The following is a 14,590-nucleotide window of genomic DNA, read 5'->3' on the forward strand; positions in this document are numbered from 1 at the left end:
CCGTACACGAGAAGGCGCCGGGACCGCGACGGTCCCGGCGCCTTCGCGCGTGCCGGTCACTGACGCGGCAGCCGCATCGCCATGGTCGGCGCCTCGGCCATCACCGAGTTCGGCGTGTACTTCGCGTCGCTGCTCATGTCGTCGGCGCGGCCGATCTGCACGCCCGGGTACAGCTCGATCAGGTCGCCCTCGGCCAGCACCCGGGACTGCTGCGGCGCCAGCGCGATCCGCTCGTGCTCGGCCATCGAGCCGCCGGGGCGTACGCCGGAGCCGTTGGTGCTGGTGTCGGTGACCACCACCTCGCCCACCCGCAGCTCCAGCCGGATGTGGCTGCGGCTGATCCAGCGGCGGGCCTCGTCGTTGAGCCACTGGCCGAGCGTCACCCCGCCCGGGCCGTCGGGCGCCCGGCCGATCGCCACCGGCTCGGTCTCGGTCAGCACGAACCGCTTGCGGACCAGCCCGCCGATGCGCGCCGCGAGCACCACGGTACGCGGGCGCGGGCCGGCGTCGGAGAGCCGTGCGCCGTGCCGGGGGCAGGTCGGCGCCCCGGTACGCAGCGTGGGCGGCGGCTGCTCGGCCGGCACCCGGTCCACGGCGGCCAGGTCGGCGAACGCGCCCCCGCCCCCGCCGCCGCCGAACAGCGCGCACCCCGGCTCCGGGCAGCGCCACTTCCGGGAGAGCAGCTTGACCCCGGCCGGGGAGCGGCTGCCGGTGGCCGGGTCCTGGCCGCCGCCGACGTGCGCGATGAAGACCGGCCCGCCGGCGCCGGGCACCGGGGCGAGCACGCGGCCCGCCTGCCCGACCCACGGGTACCGCCCGACGAGCCCGTCCAGCCGCGCCCGGGTGAGCACCGGCAGGCCGAGCAGGTCGGCCACCTCCAGCATCCGGTCACCGGGCTGGTCGAGCACCTCCACCAGGCCGTCGTCGGCCCAGCGGCGCACCACCATCCGCTCGTTGGAGGTCAGGTCGGCGTCGGACAGCAGCGCCCGGTGCACGATCGCGTAGACCGGGACGCTGTCCTCGCCGATCTGCCGGGACAGCGCGTCGATCACCATGCCGAGCCGCAGCAGGCTGGCCGGACGGCCGCCGTCCAGGTTCTGCCACCGGATGACCTCGGCCAGGTCGACCACGGCCCGGGCCAGCGACGGGTCGGTGCAGACCCGCCCCTCGATGGCGTCGAGCACCTTGCTGATCTCGAATCTCATGCCGCAGCTCCGCACGATGTCGTCAGTGACGCGGCCGGGCCCGTTCGCCCCGCCGCGCCGCGCGCCACCACCGCGGCGCGCCCTCCACCACCCGACGACCCTACCGGCAGCCGGTCGGCTCAGGCCGCGCGCAGCGGCCGGCCCACGTCGTGCAGGTGCGCCAACGCCTGCCGGTACGACTCGACCAGCCCGGTCTCCGCGTACGGGACGCCCTGCTCGGCGCAGTACGCCATCACCAGCGGCCGGGCCCGGCGCAGGTTGGCGCGCGGCATGTTCGGGAACAGGTGGTGCTCGATCTGGTAGTTGAGCCCGCCCAGCGCCAGGTCGACGAACCGGCCGCCGCGTACGTTGCGCGAGGTCAGCACCTGCTTACGCAGGTAGTCCAGCTCGTCGTCGGCGGTCGGCATCGGCATGCCCTTGTGGTTCGGGGCGAACGAGCAGCCCATGTAGAGGCCCCACAGCCCCTGGTGCACGGCGACGAACAGCAGCGCCTTGGCCGGTGACATGACCGCGAACAGCAGCCCGAGATAGCCGGCGGCGTGCGCGGCGAGCAGCAGCGCCTCCACGGCCCGGTGCCGCATCGGCACCCGCCACCGCCCGTCCGGCTCGCGGCCGACGAGCGCCTGCACGCTGGCCACGTGCAGCGCCAGCCCTTCCAGCAGCAGCAGCGGGAAGAACAGCCACGCCTGGCGGCGGGCCATCCACCGGCTCAGGCCGCGCGTGGCCGTCGCCTGCTCGTACGTCCAGACCAGCGCGCCCGCGCCGACGTCCGGGTCCTCGTCGGTGTGGTTCGGGTTGGCGTGGTGGCGGTTGTGTTTGTCCACCCACCAGCCGTAGCTGAGACCGACCGCCAGGTTGCCGGCGACCAGTCCGGCCGCCTCGCTCGGCCCGCGCCGGCGGAACATCTGCCGGTGCCCGGCGTCGTGGCCGAGGAAGGCCACCTGTGTGGTGGCCGCCGCCATGACCACCGCCAGGAGGATCTGCCACCACGAGTCGCCGACGAGCGCCACCACCACCCAGCCGGCCACAAACACGCCGAGCGTCAGCGCGATCCGGAGCGCGTACCGGCCGGGCCGCCGCTCGAACAGCCCCGCCTCGGCGATCCGGCGGGACAGCCGCGCGTAGTCGCTGCCCCGCCGTGCCGCGGGTTCCGTCAACGTGGAAGAAGTCATGTCGCCCCCGATGCCGCGAGCCACGCTCTCGTACGCGACTCTCCGTCACCGATTCTGGCGATTTTCGTCGCCGTGGGTAATCCCGCAGACCCCCGGCCCGATGGTGGTGCTGTCCCTACCCCGCCGGGCCGGACCAGCGCAAACGATCTTCGTCACATCGCAGCGAGCCCGCTCGCCGGTGGGCGCACCCGCTCTGACCAGCTAGTCTGGACGAAAAGATGAGTGTTGCTCACCCGAACGGCCAGGTGCGGGCCGCAGGGTCATCGACAGACGGGAGACAGCGCGGTGCGTGGATTGACAGACAAGGTTGTGCTCGTGACAGGCGGCGGCTTCAGCCCCGATCAGGTCGGCTCCGGACTCGGCATGTCCATGTGCGTCGAGCTGGCCGCCGAGGGCGCGAAGGTCGTCGTCTCCGACCTCTCCCTGGAGCGCGCCGAGGCGACCGTCGCGCGGATCAAGGAGGCCGGCGGGGACGCGGTGGCGGTGGCCGCCGACGTCATCGACGAGGACTCGGTACGCGCCATGGTGAGCGCCGCTCTCGACGCGTACGGGCGCATCGACGTGCTGGTGAACAACGCGGGCGTGTTCGGCGCGTACGTGCCGCTGCTGGAGATCGAGAACAGCCAGTGGGACCGCGTCATGGAGGTCGACCTGAAGGGCGTCTTCCTCGCCACCAAGGCCACGCTGCCGCACATGCTGGAGCGCGGCAAGGGCGTCGTGATCAACGTGTCCTCGGCGTCCGGCCTGGTCGCCAGCGAGGTCGGCGCGGAGTACACCACCGCCAAGCACGGCGTCATCGGGCTGACCAAGCAGATCGCCTACGACTACGGCCACAAGGGCATCCGCGCGGTCGGCATCGGCCCCGGCGTGATCAAGACCGCCGCCTTCGAGGGCGCGGAGATCACCAGCGACTTCCCGTTCTACGACCTGACCATGCAGGCGCCCGCCGGCCGGTACGGCGAGCCGCACGAGATCGCCCGCGCGGTCTGCTTCCTCGCCAGCGACGACGCGTCCTTCATCCACGGCCACACCATCCCGGTCGACGGCGGTTCGCCGATCCGGTGAGACCGACGACACCGATCGATCCCGACGCGGCGAGCCCTCCCACCATCGCGGGTGAGAGGGCTCGCCGCGTTCGTCAGCCGAGCCGGGCGACGGCGTCGCGCAGCCGGACCAGATCGCGCCGGCGCCGCTCGTAGGTGGCGGCCAGCCCGATCAGCAGCAGCCCACCCACCCCCAGGAAGATCCAGCGGGGCATCAGGTCCCAGCCCCGGGCCAGCTCGTGCAGGGCCAGCGGCACCAGCGTGGCCGCGCCCAGCACCACCGGCGCCTGCCAGCGCCGGGCCGCCCCGCCGAGCACGACCGCCAGCGCCGCCGCGCCGAGCGCCAGCCGCCGCCACGGCTGCGGCTCACCGGAGACCAGCACCGACACGAGGCTCGGCAGGAACGCCGCGACGAGTCCCGGGCCGAGCGCCAGCCAACTGGTCAGCCCGGGCCGGCGCCGCAACGCCAGCAACCCGGCGCCCAGGGCGAGCGCCGCCGCCGACAGCGTGTACGCCTCCGGCACCGTCACCCCGCGCGCGGCCAGCAGCAGCCAGGCGCCGACCAGCTCGCTGCTCGCGGCCACCGCCGCGAGCACGCGCCGCCCGGCCGGCGACTCGCCCCGGCGCAGCACCCGGAGCGCGACGGCGACGCCCCACAGCACGCAGACGGCCGCCGCGTGCCGCAACGAGCCGCTGGCGAGCAGCAGCGCGAGCAGCGCCACGGCCTGCGCCGCCGCCTCCAGCACCCACGCACCGGCCCGCTTCGCGCCGACTCCGCCCGGCCCGTTCGCCGGCAGGGCCGGCCCGCCCACAGCACCCGACGTCACCGGCCCAGCCGCACCCGGCGCCAGAGCGGGCACGACGGGCCCGGCCGCTGCCGGCCGACGGGACCGGCCCGCGCGCAGCAGCGGCGCCGCGTGCGACGTCACCGCCGCGACGGCCAGGACGGCGAACGCCCCGGTACGCATCGGCTGCCCGGCCGCGATCGACGCGGTGACGGCGAACCCGGTGGCCGCCGCCACGGCGCCCAGCCAGCCCGCGATCCGGACCGGCGTCGACCGCCCGGCCACCCCGGTCACGACCCCGGCCACCACCAGCACACCCAGCGCGGTGAGCGTCAGGGCCCGGGTGGCGAGCAGGCCACCGAACCCGGGTACGGCCAGCACCGCCCCGAGCGGCACGAGCACCACCGGGCGCACACCGGTGAGCGCGGCGGCCAGCAGCGCGGCCAGCCCGATCCCGAACGCGACCGCCGGCACCACCGGCCAGGGCGCACCCGCCGCCGCCAGCAGCACCGGAAGCGCCACCGCGCCGAACGGCAGCGCGGCGAGCCACCACGCGACGCGGCGATCGGTGGCGGCGAAGGCTGCGGCGGCGACGCCCAGGGCCAGCAGCACCAGCCCGGCACGGGCGGTCTCGGCGGACGCCGCCGCGACGGCGGGCGCCCCGGACCAGGGCAGCACCGGCAGGTTCGCGAGCACCAGCAGCACCGGCCGCGCGGAGTCCAGCAACGCCAGCACGGCCAGCGCGGCACCCACCACCCGCGGCGCGACCGCCGGCCGGGCACCCGCCCCGGCGGCGAGCGCCAGCAGTACCCCCGCCGTGGCGTACGGCGCCACCGGTTCCCCGCCCGGCGCGACGACCGGGCCGAGGCCGACCCCGGCGAGCGCCACGGCGAGCCCCGCCGAGGCGTACCCGCTCAGGTCGGTCCACAGGCGACGGACGGCGAGGACGGCGGCGACCGGCACCACGACAGCGGCGGTAGCGCCCCGCAGTTGCCACCAGACCGGCGCACCCAGGCCGAGCAGCGCGACGGCCACCGCAGCCGGTACGGCAAGCAACGCCACCGCCAGCGCGACGCCGCCGACCACGGGCTGCGCGTCCCGCCCGCGCCGGCCCAGTGCCGCGAGCGCCACGCCGAGCACCACCGTCACGGCGAGCACGGCGACGGCACCGGCCGGGGCGGCGCAGCCGACCAGCAGCGCGTGCCCGAGCAGCACCGCCCCGGCCGACGCGGCGGCCGGCACGACGACCCGTCCCCCGCGCGGCCGGACCACCGCCGCCAGCAGCAGCGCGGTGGCCGCCGCGAGGTCCACGACCAGCACCAGCGGCCACGGCGTCGCCGTCACGGCCGGCACCGCGAGGGCGACCAGCCCGGCGGCCGCCACGCCGGCGAGCGGCCGGACGGCCCGCGGCGTCAGCAGCGCCACCGCCCCGGCGGTCAGCAGCAGGGCCACCGGAAGCTGCCAGCCCCAGGACGGAACCGGCACGTCCCGGCCGCCCTGCCAGGCCGGGAATCCGGCACTCGCGGTGGCCGCGCCGACCAGGCCGGTGAGCACGACCGCGACCTGGCCCAGCCCGGCGGCCACGGCGAGCGCGCCCACGAGCGGGCCGGTCCGGACCGGCGCCGGCAGCGCCCGGACCGCACCGGCGAGCGCCGCCACCACCAGGCCGGCGGCGAGCAGCAGCAGCCCCGGCCGCAGTTCGCCGACCGGCCGGATCAGCGCGAGGGCGAGCACCGGCACCAGCAGCCCGGTGGTCGTCGCGCGCCAGAGGCGGCCACCGGCGGCGAGCGCGCCGGCGACCACTGCGAGCGCCACCACCAGCAGCGGGCCACCGGCGAGCAGCGGCGTGCCCGCCGCGCGACCGACAGCCAGCGGCACCAGCGCGCAGCCGGCCGCCAGGACCAGCGCCACACCGTGTCCGGTCCAACCCAGCACCCGCCCGACCACCAGCGCCACGCGCGCCTCAGGGGTCCGGCGGCGCAGCGCGAGCACCACCGCGAGGTTGCCGAGCGCCACAGCGGTCAGCACCAGCGCCCAGCCGGCGGCGGTGGGCCGGAACGCGGCAGCGGCCAGCGGCAGCACCGGCTGGGCGAGCAGCCACGCCGCGAACCAGGGTGCGGTCAGCCGGCTGGCCAGGCCGTACCCGGCCGCCACCGCCGTGCCGGCCGCCGCGACAAGCGCCGCGTACCGGCTGCCGGGCAGGGCGGTCACCCCGAACAGGTCCACCGACCAGGCGGCGTACCCGTCCAGGACCACGAGCAGCAACGCCACCGAGGCGAGCGTCTCGGCGGTGCCGCGCAGCCCGCGCGCCCGGGCGACCAGCGGCGCGGCCAGGGCCAGCGCGGTCACGGCGAGCAGGATCAGCGCCCGGCCGGCCACCCCGAACGTGGTCCAGGCGACGGCGGTGAACACCACAGCGGCGGTGCCGAGCAGCAGTCCACCGAGGACGAACAGCAGGCCCTGGACCGCGCGGGTGGAGGTCTCCGCGCCGCCGGGGCGTACCGCTGGGGTGGGGGGAACCGGGCGCGGCGGCGTCACCGCCGGGTGCGGCGCGGGACCGGCGGCGTGCGGCGCGGGGATCTCCTGGCGGACCCGGGCGGCGAGCGCCGCCCGCCGCTGCCGGGCCGTGACCAGCCGGCCGGAGAGCTCCTGGTACGCGAGCCGGGCCGCCTCGACGCGCGGCACCAGCTCGCCGATCTCCCGGTCCAGCCGGATCACCTCGGCGGCGGGCGGGTAGGGCGGACGGCCGCAGCCGCGGCATCCGGCGACGAGGTCGGCCGGGGCGCCGCAACCGGGGCAGGGGTAGCCGGTGTTCTCCACCCGGCCAGCCTCGCGGGCGGCGGGGTGGAGGGACAGAGTAGGAGTACCTAGGGCCGGGTCTGCTCGTGTACCCAGGCGGTGTAACCGGGGTTGCCGCTGCCCTCCCGGCTGACCAGGATCTCCGGCACCTCGTACGGGTGGTTGGCCCGGATCTGGTCGACCAGGGCGTCCACCCGGTCCGGCGCGGTCTTGAACCGCACCTGCCACTCGACAGTGGTCTGGATCGCCGACTGCCACCAGTAGGTGCTGTCCACCGGGCCGCCGACCTGAGCACAGGCCGCCAGCCGGCCGGCGACGGCCGCGGCCGCCAGCACGTCCGCGACCCCGCGGGCGTCCACCACAGTCGTCACCACGCAGATCTGGTCCACCAGCGCACCCTACGTCGCCCGCCGCCACCGCGCTGAACAGGAGCTCCGGTGATTCGGCTCAGGTGTCGGCCGCGCCGTCGCGGTTGTCCGCGATCCACCTGTCGATGCGGGCCCACCAGTCGAAAAGCCAGTCGATGCGTTCCTGCTTGCCGGCCGGGATCTCCTCCGGCGGCACCGACCAGAACCGCATCACGATCCGCTTGTCCATCGGCAGCTCGCGCCACACGTCCGCGACGGTGAGCATCTGGTCCAGACCGGTGTGCGCCACGAAGATCACTCCGGCGTCCGGCGCGGCGTCGAGCGCGGCGAGCAGCCCGCCCGGCTGCGGGGCGAGCACGTGCCGCATCCGCTCGGCCCGCCGCGCCATCCGTTCCAGGCCGAGCGAGCGCAGCCGGTCGATCGCGCGCAGCCGGCGCGACGGGGTGAAGTTGCCGCCCTCCGGGAAGATCACGAAGGCGTCGTCGTCGTCCAGGCCGGTGGCCAGGTGCCCGACCTGCCGGGTCACCGACTCGCGCCCGTCCGGCCCGGCCGCGATGAACCGGTTGGGCAGCCGGTTGAGCAGCACGTCGATGGCCGGATCCCACTGGAGCGTCTCCTTGAGCACGATCCGGGGCTCACGGTTGAACCAGTTCACCAGCGCGTGGATCAGGATGAACGAGTCGCCCGGCCCGGCGTGCCGGCAGACCACCAGCTCGGGGCGGCCGGGCAGGGCGGTGTCCGGGTCGGTGCCGACCACGTCGATGCTCAGCCGCAGCGTCCACCGGGCCTGCCAGAACATGACCCGCAGGAACCAGCCGGCCAGGACGTAGTGGGCCCGCTGGAAGGCCGGCGCGCGCTTGTACACGCCGAAGCCCGAGGCGAGCCAGAGCACGAACAGGGCGAGCAGCGCGGCGGCGTCCCAGACCAGGTAGACGGTGCCGATCCAGAGCAGCCGCAGCGGGCGCAGCCGCCCCGGCACCAGCGGGGACGCGGCCAGCGCCAGCAGCGCCCAGCCGGGCAGCGTGGTCACCACGAAGAAGGCCAGCAGCACCACACCAGGGGCGAGCACCAGCCGGCGTAGCCAGCGGGGCGGCAGCGGCATTCAGCGCTCCAGCGCGGTGTCCAGGTATCGGCGGGAGGCAGTGTACGCCCGGCTGATCCGCCGTCCCACCGCCGCCGTGTCCCGGTACGCCCACGGGCTGTCGTCGCGCGGCTCCAGCCCGCCGGTGGGCAGCACGTGCACCTCGACGTCCTCGGGCAGCGCCGCCATCTCCCGCGCGAACCGGTGCCGGCGGGCGATCTCGAACGCCACCTGGGCGATCTCCCACGGGCGGCGCGGCGGGCTCAGCTCGCGTTCGATCCGGCCCACCTGGAGTACGAAGATCTGCTTCGCGCCGAGCGTTACCGCCTCGCCGACCGGGATCGAGTTGACCACCCCGCCGTCGATGTAGTGCTGGCCGTCGATCTGGGTGGGCGGCAGCAGCCCCGGCACCGAGGCGGACGCGAGCACCGCCGGCACCAGCGGTCCGGTGTGGAACCAGTGCTCGGCGGCGCGCTCGATGTTCGCGGCGCAGCAGCGGAACGGCACAACCAGGTCGGCGAAGGTGGTGTTCTCGCCCAGTGTGCTCTCCAGCAGGCGGTACAGCGGCCGGGGCGAGTGCAGGTGGGTACGGGCGGCGAACCGGCGCAGCTGCCGGGCGACCGAGTCGCCGTACACCTCGCTGGCCTCGGGCGACGCCCACAGCCGGACCAGCCGGTCGGTGACCGCCTCGGTCGGGTCGGCGGCGACCAGGGCGCCGTTCACCGCGCCGATCGACGTGCCGAGCACCAGGTCGGGTTTGATCCGGGCGCGGAACAGGGCGCGCAGCATCCCCACCTCGACCGCGCCGAGCACTCCCCCGCCGCCGAGCACGAACGCCACCGGACCTGCTGCCATGCCGTTCATCCTGGCACGCGGCCCACACCCGGCCGGTTGGCCGCCCCGCCCGGTCACCGGAGCGTCACACGAACCGGCCCGGCTTGTGACGCACCGCGATCGTCAACCGGACGACTGTTGACAGGTCAGACACATTCCCGCAACCTGATAGCGCTCCCGAGCCCAGGCAGGTGCGAGCTGATGGCGACACTCCAGGCCGGCCGTCTGCTGGCCCGTCGGTACCGGCTCATCGACCGGATCGGCGCCGGTGGCATGTCGGTGATCTGGCGTGCCCGCGACGAGGTGCTCGACCGGGTGGTGGCGGTGAAGGTGCTCGCCCCCTCGCTCGCCGCCGACGCCCGGTTCCGCGACATGGTGCGCGAGGAGGCCCGCTCGGCCGCGCAGCTCGACCACCCGCACGTCACCGCCGTGCACGACTACGGCGAAACGGTGGCCCCGGACGGCTCGATCACCTCGTTCGTGGTGATGGAGCTGCTCAGCGGCGAGGAACTGGAGCACCGGCTCACCGAGGGGCCGATGCCCTGGCCGGCGGCGGTGGAGACGGGCGCGCAGGTGGCCGAGGCGCTGGCCGCGGCGCACCGGCTCGGCATCGTGCACCGCGACGTGACACCGGCCAACGTGATGATGACGGCCACCGGCGCGAAGGTGCTCGACTTCGGCATCGCCACCCGGATCGGCACGCCCGACGACGACGAGGACGGCGGCACGTTCGGCACTCCGGCGTACGTGGCACCGGAGCGGCTCGACGGTGCGCCCGCCCAGCCGGCCACCGACGTGTACTCGCTCGGCGTGCTGCTGTTCGAGACGCTGACCGGGCACCCGCCGTACCCGGCGGAGACCTGGGAGGAACTGAGCGCGGCGCTCGCGGACAGTCCGGAGCCCACTCTGGACGACGTACCGGGACTGCCCCGGCCGGTCGCGGAGATCTGCCTGCGCTGCCTGGCCCGCGACCCGCGGCGGCGGCCCACCGCGCACCGGGTCGCCGCCGTGCTGCGCGACCAGTTGCTGCCCGCCGACCCGCAGGCGGCCACCATGCTGGCGCCGACCATGACGCTGCCCGCGCTGACCTCGCCGCCGCCCGATCCAGCCGCGCAGCCGGCTGCGGGCCGGATCCCCGTGGCGCAGCCGGTGCCGGAGCCGTCCCCCGCCGCGCAGCCGCTGCCGGTTGCGCGGCCGGGCCGGCGGCGTACCCTCACGCTGGCAGCGGTCGGTGTGACAGTGGTCGCCGCCGCGGCGCTGCTGGTGCCCGCGCTGACGCCGGACCGGCAGGCCGGACCCCGGGTGCTGCCGACCGCCGGGCCGGTGCAGCCGTCGCCCGCCGAACCGCCGGTGACCGACGACCCGGCCACCACCCCGCCGGCCACCACGACACCCCCGCCGCCGACCGGGGGCACCCGCCCGCCGGCCGCCGGTCAGGCCGACGCCGCCGAACGGGTGGACGGACTGATCGAGGCCGGGCTGACCGAGGGCCAGATCCGCGAGGACGTCGGGGTGGACCTGCGTAACCTGCTGCGCAACGCGGTCGCCGCGAACGGCGAGGACGCGGTGACCGCCGCCGTGGACCGGCTCCGCGGCAAGATCGACGAACGCCGCCGTGAGGGCAGCATCAGTCCCGGGTACGCGCGGCGGCTCGACGCCGCCGCCGCGGAACTCGTGGCCGGGCAGACCTGACGGGTCAGCCGGCGACGGCCGGCGCCACCGCGCGGGCCGCCCCCGTGCTCGCCCGCGCGGCCAGGAAGCCCCGGTAGACCGCCTCGTAGTCGGCGGCCATCCGCTCCACCGAGAAGTTCTCCGCCACGTGCGCGACGCAGTCCCCCGGGTCCAGGTCCGCCGCCGCCCGCAACGCCGCCGGCAGCTCGCCGGGGTGGTCGCAGACGAAACCGGTGACCCCGTCGCGGATCAGCTCCGGCACCGCGCCCCGGCTCAGCGCCACCACCGGCGTACCGGTCGCCATCGCCTCCACCATCACCATGCCGAACGGCTCCGCCCACTGGATCGGCATGATCAGGCAGCGGGCGTCCAGCATCAGCCGCAGCGCGGTCGCCCGGTCCGCGTTCACCACGAGTGTCACGTCGTCGCCGAGCAGCGGCCGGACCACCTGCTCCAGGTAGCGCCGCTCGGCCGGTTCGCTGCTCTTGCCGGCGAGCGTGAGCGGCAGCCCGGCCGCCCGGCAGGCCGCCACGGCCACGTCCGGGCCCTTGTCCGGGCTGAACCGGGCCAGCCAGAGCACCGGGCCCGCGCCCGGACCGCGCTTGCGGGGGATGTCCCGCAGCGGCATCGCGTTGTGCACGGTGCCGGCCCAGGGCAGCCCCGGGTTCGCCCGGCGCTGGGCGTGCGAGATCGCGACCAGCCCCACGCCCCGGTCGGTGGCGCCGAGCGCCGTGCCGTACTCGCCGACCGGGTTGCCGTGCACGGTGGCCACTGTGGGCACCCGGCGGCGGCCGGCCACCATCGGGCCGATCGTGGTGTGGTCGTGGATCAGGTCGAAGTCGGCCGGGCCGACCAGGCGGTCGACGTGGGCCAGGTGCGCCAGCTCGGGCAGCGACTCGCCCATCCGCTCGTACTGGAGGTCGGCGCAGGTGGAGACGAACTCGGCGGCGGTGCCGTGGTCGGTCCCGGCGCCGAACAACGTGACGCGGTGCCCCCGCTCGACAAGCGCGTCGACGAGACCCGCCACCACGGTCTCCAGCCCGCCGTAGCCGGGCGGCGGCACCGACAGCCAGGGCGGCACCACCATGGCGATCCGCAACGGCCCGGCCCACCCGCGCTCCGGGGACTGCTGGTTCACGGCTACGAGTCCTCCCCGTCGGTTCCCCGGCGTACCCCGCTGCGCGCGGGTTCCCGACCCGGCTCGCGGTAAACGACCGCGTCAGCCGGACACCACGATCCCGACGTGCACCTCCCGTACGCCGGGTAGCGCCCAGGCGGCCCGTTCCGCGTCCTCCCGCTGCCACCAGGCGCTCGCCACGCCGTCGAGCACGACCGTGTCGCCGTCGACCCGGGCGTCGATCCGCTCGGTCCCGGTACGCCGCGCCAGCAGGCGGCGCAGGTCGAGCCGCCTCTGCTCGTCGCTCGGCGGGGTAGGGGGCCGCACCTCGACCAGGTTCGTCACGCCGCGTACGCCGCGCAGCCGGCGCAGCTCCCGCTCGGCGGTACGGCGCTGGAAGCCGAACTCGACCTCGCCGCGGAGCATCACCCAGCCGTCGGCCACCGTCACGTCCAGCCGCTCGGCGGGCACGAAGCTGTCCCACTCCAGGGCCCGGCTCGCCGCGATCGCGATGTCGGCGTCGGTACGCCGTTCCGTGGCGGGCAGGACGACCGCCAGGTCACTGGCGACCGCGCGCACGCCGCGTACCCGGTGGGCGCAGCGTTCGGCGGCCCACCGCCGGGCGTAGCCGTCCACCTGCCCGGTGAGCGTGACGACGCCGTCGGCGACCGTCACGCCGACCTCGGTGGCCCGGGTCTGCGCGTCCCAGTCCAGTTCCGCGAGGACGTCACGCTGGATCGCCTGGTCGGTACGCACGGCAGGCATGGTGGTGGTCATACCCGCCAGGCTGCCGCCGGTGCGGGTGAGCCGGCCTCACCCGTACCGGGTGACAGATCGTCATCCGCCGTGGGCGATCCGCCCTCGCAGGGGCGAGGCCGGCCCTGCCGGCGTCGGTGACCTCGACGCCGGCTCCACGTCACTGTGAGTCGCGGCTCGGGCGAGAGGGAACGAGGAGGGGCGGCGGGTGACGGAGCCAACCCCCTTGGCTCCGTCGCCCGCCGCCCGGGAGGGAGGCAGATCCTCGGGACTATGACGTCTCGGCGAGCGTCACGGTTGCGTTCTCGGTGGATCCGTTTCGCTTGTACTGCACCTCGACCCGGTCACCGACCTTGCCGGCCTGCACGGCGCCGACCAGGTCGTTCGAGTCGTTGATCACCTTGTCGCCGAACTTGGTGATCACGTCGCCGCGCTGGATCCCGGCCTTCTCGGCGGGGCTGCCCGGCGTGACGGCGGCGACCAGCGCCCCGCCGTCCTCGGCGCCGTTGACGCTCACCCCCAGCGAGGGGTGGCTGATCTTCTCACCGCGCTGGAGCTTCTCGGCCACGTCCTTGGCCTTGTTGCTCGGGATGGCGAAGCCGACGCCGATGTTCCCGGTGCTGCCCTGTCCGGCGGTGGCGATGGCGGTGTTGATGCCGATCACCTCGCCCCGGGTGTTCACCAGCGCGCCGCCGGAGTTGCCCGGGTTGATCGGGGCGTCGGTCTGCAGCAGCCCGGAGATCGAGCTGGCGCCCTGCTGCGGGTTCTGCTGCTGGCCGCCGCCCGCCTGGATGGTGCGGTCGCGGGCGCTCAGGATGCCGGCGGTGACCGAACCCTGGAGGCCGAGCGGGCTGCCCAGGGCGAGCACCTGGTCCCCGACCTGCATGGCGTCGCTGTCGCCGAACTTGGCCGCCTTCAGGTCGCGCACGCCCTCGGCCTGGACCACCGCGAGGTCGGTCTTCGGGTCGGTGCCGACGACCTTGGCGGAGGCGCTCTTGCCGTCGGCGAAGACCACCCGGACCGTGTCGCCGCCACCGGCGACCACGTGGTTGTTCGTGAGCACGTACCCGTCGGCGCTGAGGATCACCCCGGAGCCCTCACCGCTGCCCGTCATGATCGTGACGATGCTGTCCTGGACGGAGGCCGCGATCTTGGGCAGGTCGGCGCTGTTGATCACCGGAGCGGCGGAGTAGGTGCGGGTGGGGCCGCCCCCGTCGAGCGCGAGGGCGAGCGCGCCACCCGCGACACCGGAGCCGAACATCAGCGCCAGCGCCAGCACGCCCGCGCCGACGAACTTACCGGCCCGGCTGGGCCGCGCCGGTTGCTGCGGGCCCCACTGCGGCGTCGGCTGGTACGGCTGGTAGCCCTGCTGCCCCTGGTACGGCTGCGCCTGGTACGACGGCACCGGCCCACCGTGCTGCGTGGACGGGTAGCCCGCGTTGCCCTGCTGGTTCCAGCCGCCCTGCTGGTGCTGTCCCCCGTACCAGGGATGGGGTTGCTGCGGCTGCCCCGAGGCCGGGTACGGCGGGGCGGACGGCGTCGCCGGCTGCGGCGGGTACGGCCCGGCGGGCGTGGTGTTCCCGGCGGGCGTGGCGGTTCCGGCGGCCGGGGAGTCGGCCGGAACCGACGCGGGGGCCGGGGTGGTGGAGGAGGAGTCCGACGTCCCGCTCTCGACGCGGGGCAGCTCGGCGGTGTGGTGCGACGGCTCGGCGTCGGCGGGGGCCGGCGACCGCTGCGGATCGGTCTCGTGGTCGGTCAT

The 14,590-nt window shown here is 75.5% G+C and carries 11 protein-coding genes; 2 read left to right on the top strand and 9 right to left on the bottom strand.

Annotation, left to right across the window (positions count from 1 at the left end; all coding sequences use genetic code 11):
• Positions 1-56 precede the first annotated feature (56 nt).
• Both ACGFIA_RS22125 and ACGFIA_RS22130 read right to left on the bottom strand, forming a co-directional pair.
• Positions 57-1,205: an FHA domain-containing protein gene (locus tag ACGFIA_RS22125; protein ID WP_357383795.1), complete on the bottom strand. Its 1,149-nt coding sequence runs from the start codon at positions 1,203-1,205 to the stop codon at positions 57-59.
• Positions 1,206-1,324: 119 nt separating this feature from the next.
• Positions 1,325-2,377 carry an acyl-CoA desaturase gene (locus ACGFIA_RS22130; protein WP_357383793.1) on the bottom strand — a complete coding sequence of 351 codons (1,053 nt, stop codon included), beginning with the start codon at positions 2,375-2,377 and terminating at the stop codon, positions 1,325-1,327.
• Positions 2,378-2,662: 285 nt separating this feature from the next.
• Between ACGFIA_RS22130 and ACGFIA_RS22135 the strand changes: the two genes are divergently transcribed.
• Positions 2,663-3,442 carry a glucose 1-dehydrogenase gene (locus ACGFIA_RS22135; protein ID WP_357383791.1) on the top strand — a complete coding sequence of 260 codons (780 nt, stop codon included), beginning with the start codon at positions 2,663-2,665 and terminating at the stop codon, positions 3,440-3,442.
• 73 nt (positions 3,443-3,515) lie between these two features.
• On the opposite strand, the gene ACGFIA_RS22140 is transcribed toward ACGFIA_RS22135, so the two are convergent.
• The 4 genes from ACGFIA_RS22140 to ACGFIA_RS22155 are packed head-to-tail and all read right to left on the bottom strand — an operon-like array spanning position 3,516 to position 9,308.
• Positions 3,516-7,025, bottom strand: a complete 3,510-nt coding sequence (locus tag ACGFIA_RS22140; RefSeq protein WP_357383789.1) for an SCO7613 C-terminal domain-containing membrane protein — start codon at positions 7,023-7,025, stop codon at positions 3,516-3,518.
• A gap of 47 nt (positions 7,026-7,072) precedes the next feature.
• Positions 7,073-7,393 (bottom strand): divalent-cation tolerance protein CutA, encoded by a 321-nt coding sequence (gene cutA / locus ACGFIA_RS22145; protein ID WP_357383787.1) that lies wholly within the window; start codon positions 7,391-7,393, stop codon positions 7,073-7,075.
• A gap of 58 nt (positions 7,394-7,451) precedes the next feature.
• Complete coding sequence (locus tag ACGFIA_RS22150; RefSeq protein WP_357383785.1) at positions 7,452-8,474, bottom strand: 1-acyl-sn-glycerol-3-phosphate acyltransferase; 1,023 nt, start codon at positions 8,472-8,474, stop codon at positions 7,452-7,454.
• Positions 8,475-9,308 (bottom strand): patatin-like phospholipase family protein, encoded by an 834-nt coding sequence (locus tag ACGFIA_RS22155; RefSeq protein ID WP_357383783.1) that lies wholly within the window; start codon positions 9,306-9,308, stop codon positions 8,475-8,477.
• 180 nt (positions 9,309-9,488) lie between these two features.
• Between ACGFIA_RS22155 and ACGFIA_RS22160 the strand changes: the two genes are divergently transcribed.
• Positions 9,489-10,979, top strand: a complete 1,491-nt coding sequence (locus tag ACGFIA_RS22160) for a protein kinase (RefSeq protein WP_357383781.1) — start codon at positions 9,489-9,491, stop codon at positions 10,977-10,979.
• A 4-nt stretch (positions 10,980-10,983) separates the two neighbouring features.
• On the opposite strand, the gene ACGFIA_RS22165 is transcribed toward ACGFIA_RS22160, so the two are convergent.
• The 3 genes from ACGFIA_RS22165 to ACGFIA_RS22175 form a co-directional block, all read right to left on the bottom strand.
• Entirely contained in the window at positions 10,984-12,045 is a 1,062-nt protein-coding gene (locus ACGFIA_RS22165) for a glycosyltransferase family 4 protein (RefSeq protein ID WP_393261882.1), read from the bottom strand.
• A gap of 132 nt (positions 12,046-12,177) precedes the next feature.
• The gene (locus ACGFIA_RS22170; protein WP_357383779.1) at positions 12,178-12,852 is read right to left on the bottom strand and encodes a BON domain-containing protein; all 675 of its coding nucleotides are present in this window, start codon (positions 12,850-12,852) and stop codon (positions 12,178-12,180) included.
• Between the two features lie 250 nt (positions 12,853-13,102).
• Positions 13,103-14,590 carry a trypsin-like peptidase domain-containing protein gene (locus tag ACGFIA_RS22175; protein WP_357383777.1) on the bottom strand — a complete coding sequence of 496 codons (1,488 nt, stop codon included), beginning with the start codon at positions 14,588-14,590 and terminating at the stop codon, positions 13,103-13,105.

The sequence above is a fragment of the Micromonospora sp. NPDC049203 genome (genome assembly GCF_043197215.1).
In the GTDB taxonomy this organism is placed as follows: Bacteria; Actinomycetota; Actinomycetes; order Mycobacteriales; family Micromonosporaceae; genus Micromonospora.

Coding starts and splice junctions, on each gene's coding strand:
- ACGFIA_RS22125 (WP_357383795.1), bottom strand. CDS start 1,205: ATGAGATTCGAGATCAGCAAGGTGCTCGACGCCATCGAGGGGCGGGTC.
- ACGFIA_RS22130 (WP_357383793.1), bottom strand. CDS start 2,377: ATGACTTCTTCCACGTTGACGGAACCCGCGGCACGGCGGGGCAGCGAC.
- ACGFIA_RS22150 (WP_357383785.1), bottom strand. CDS start 8,474: ATGCCGCTGCCGCCCCGCTGGCTACGCCGGCTGGTGCTCGCCCCTGGT.
- ACGFIA_RS22155 (WP_357383783.1), bottom strand. CDS start 9,308: ATGGCAGCAGGTCCGGTGGCGTTCGTGCTCGGCGGCGGGGGAGTGCTC.
- ACGFIA_RS22160 (WP_357383781.1), top strand. CDS start 9,489: ATGGCGACACTCCAGGCCGGCCGTCTGCTGGCCCGTCGGTACCGGCTC.
- ACGFIA_RS22165 (WP_393261882.1), bottom strand. CDS start 12,045: ATGGTGGTGCCGCCCTGGCTGTCGGTGCCGCCGCCCGGCTACGGCGGG.
- ACGFIA_RS22170 (WP_357383779.1), bottom strand. CDS start 12,852: ATGACCACCACCATGCCTGCCGTGCGTACCGACCAGGCGATCCAGCGT.
- ACGFIA_RS22175 (WP_357383777.1), bottom strand. CDS start 14,590: ATGACCGACCACGAGACCGATCCGCAGCGGTCGCCGGCCCCCGCCGAC.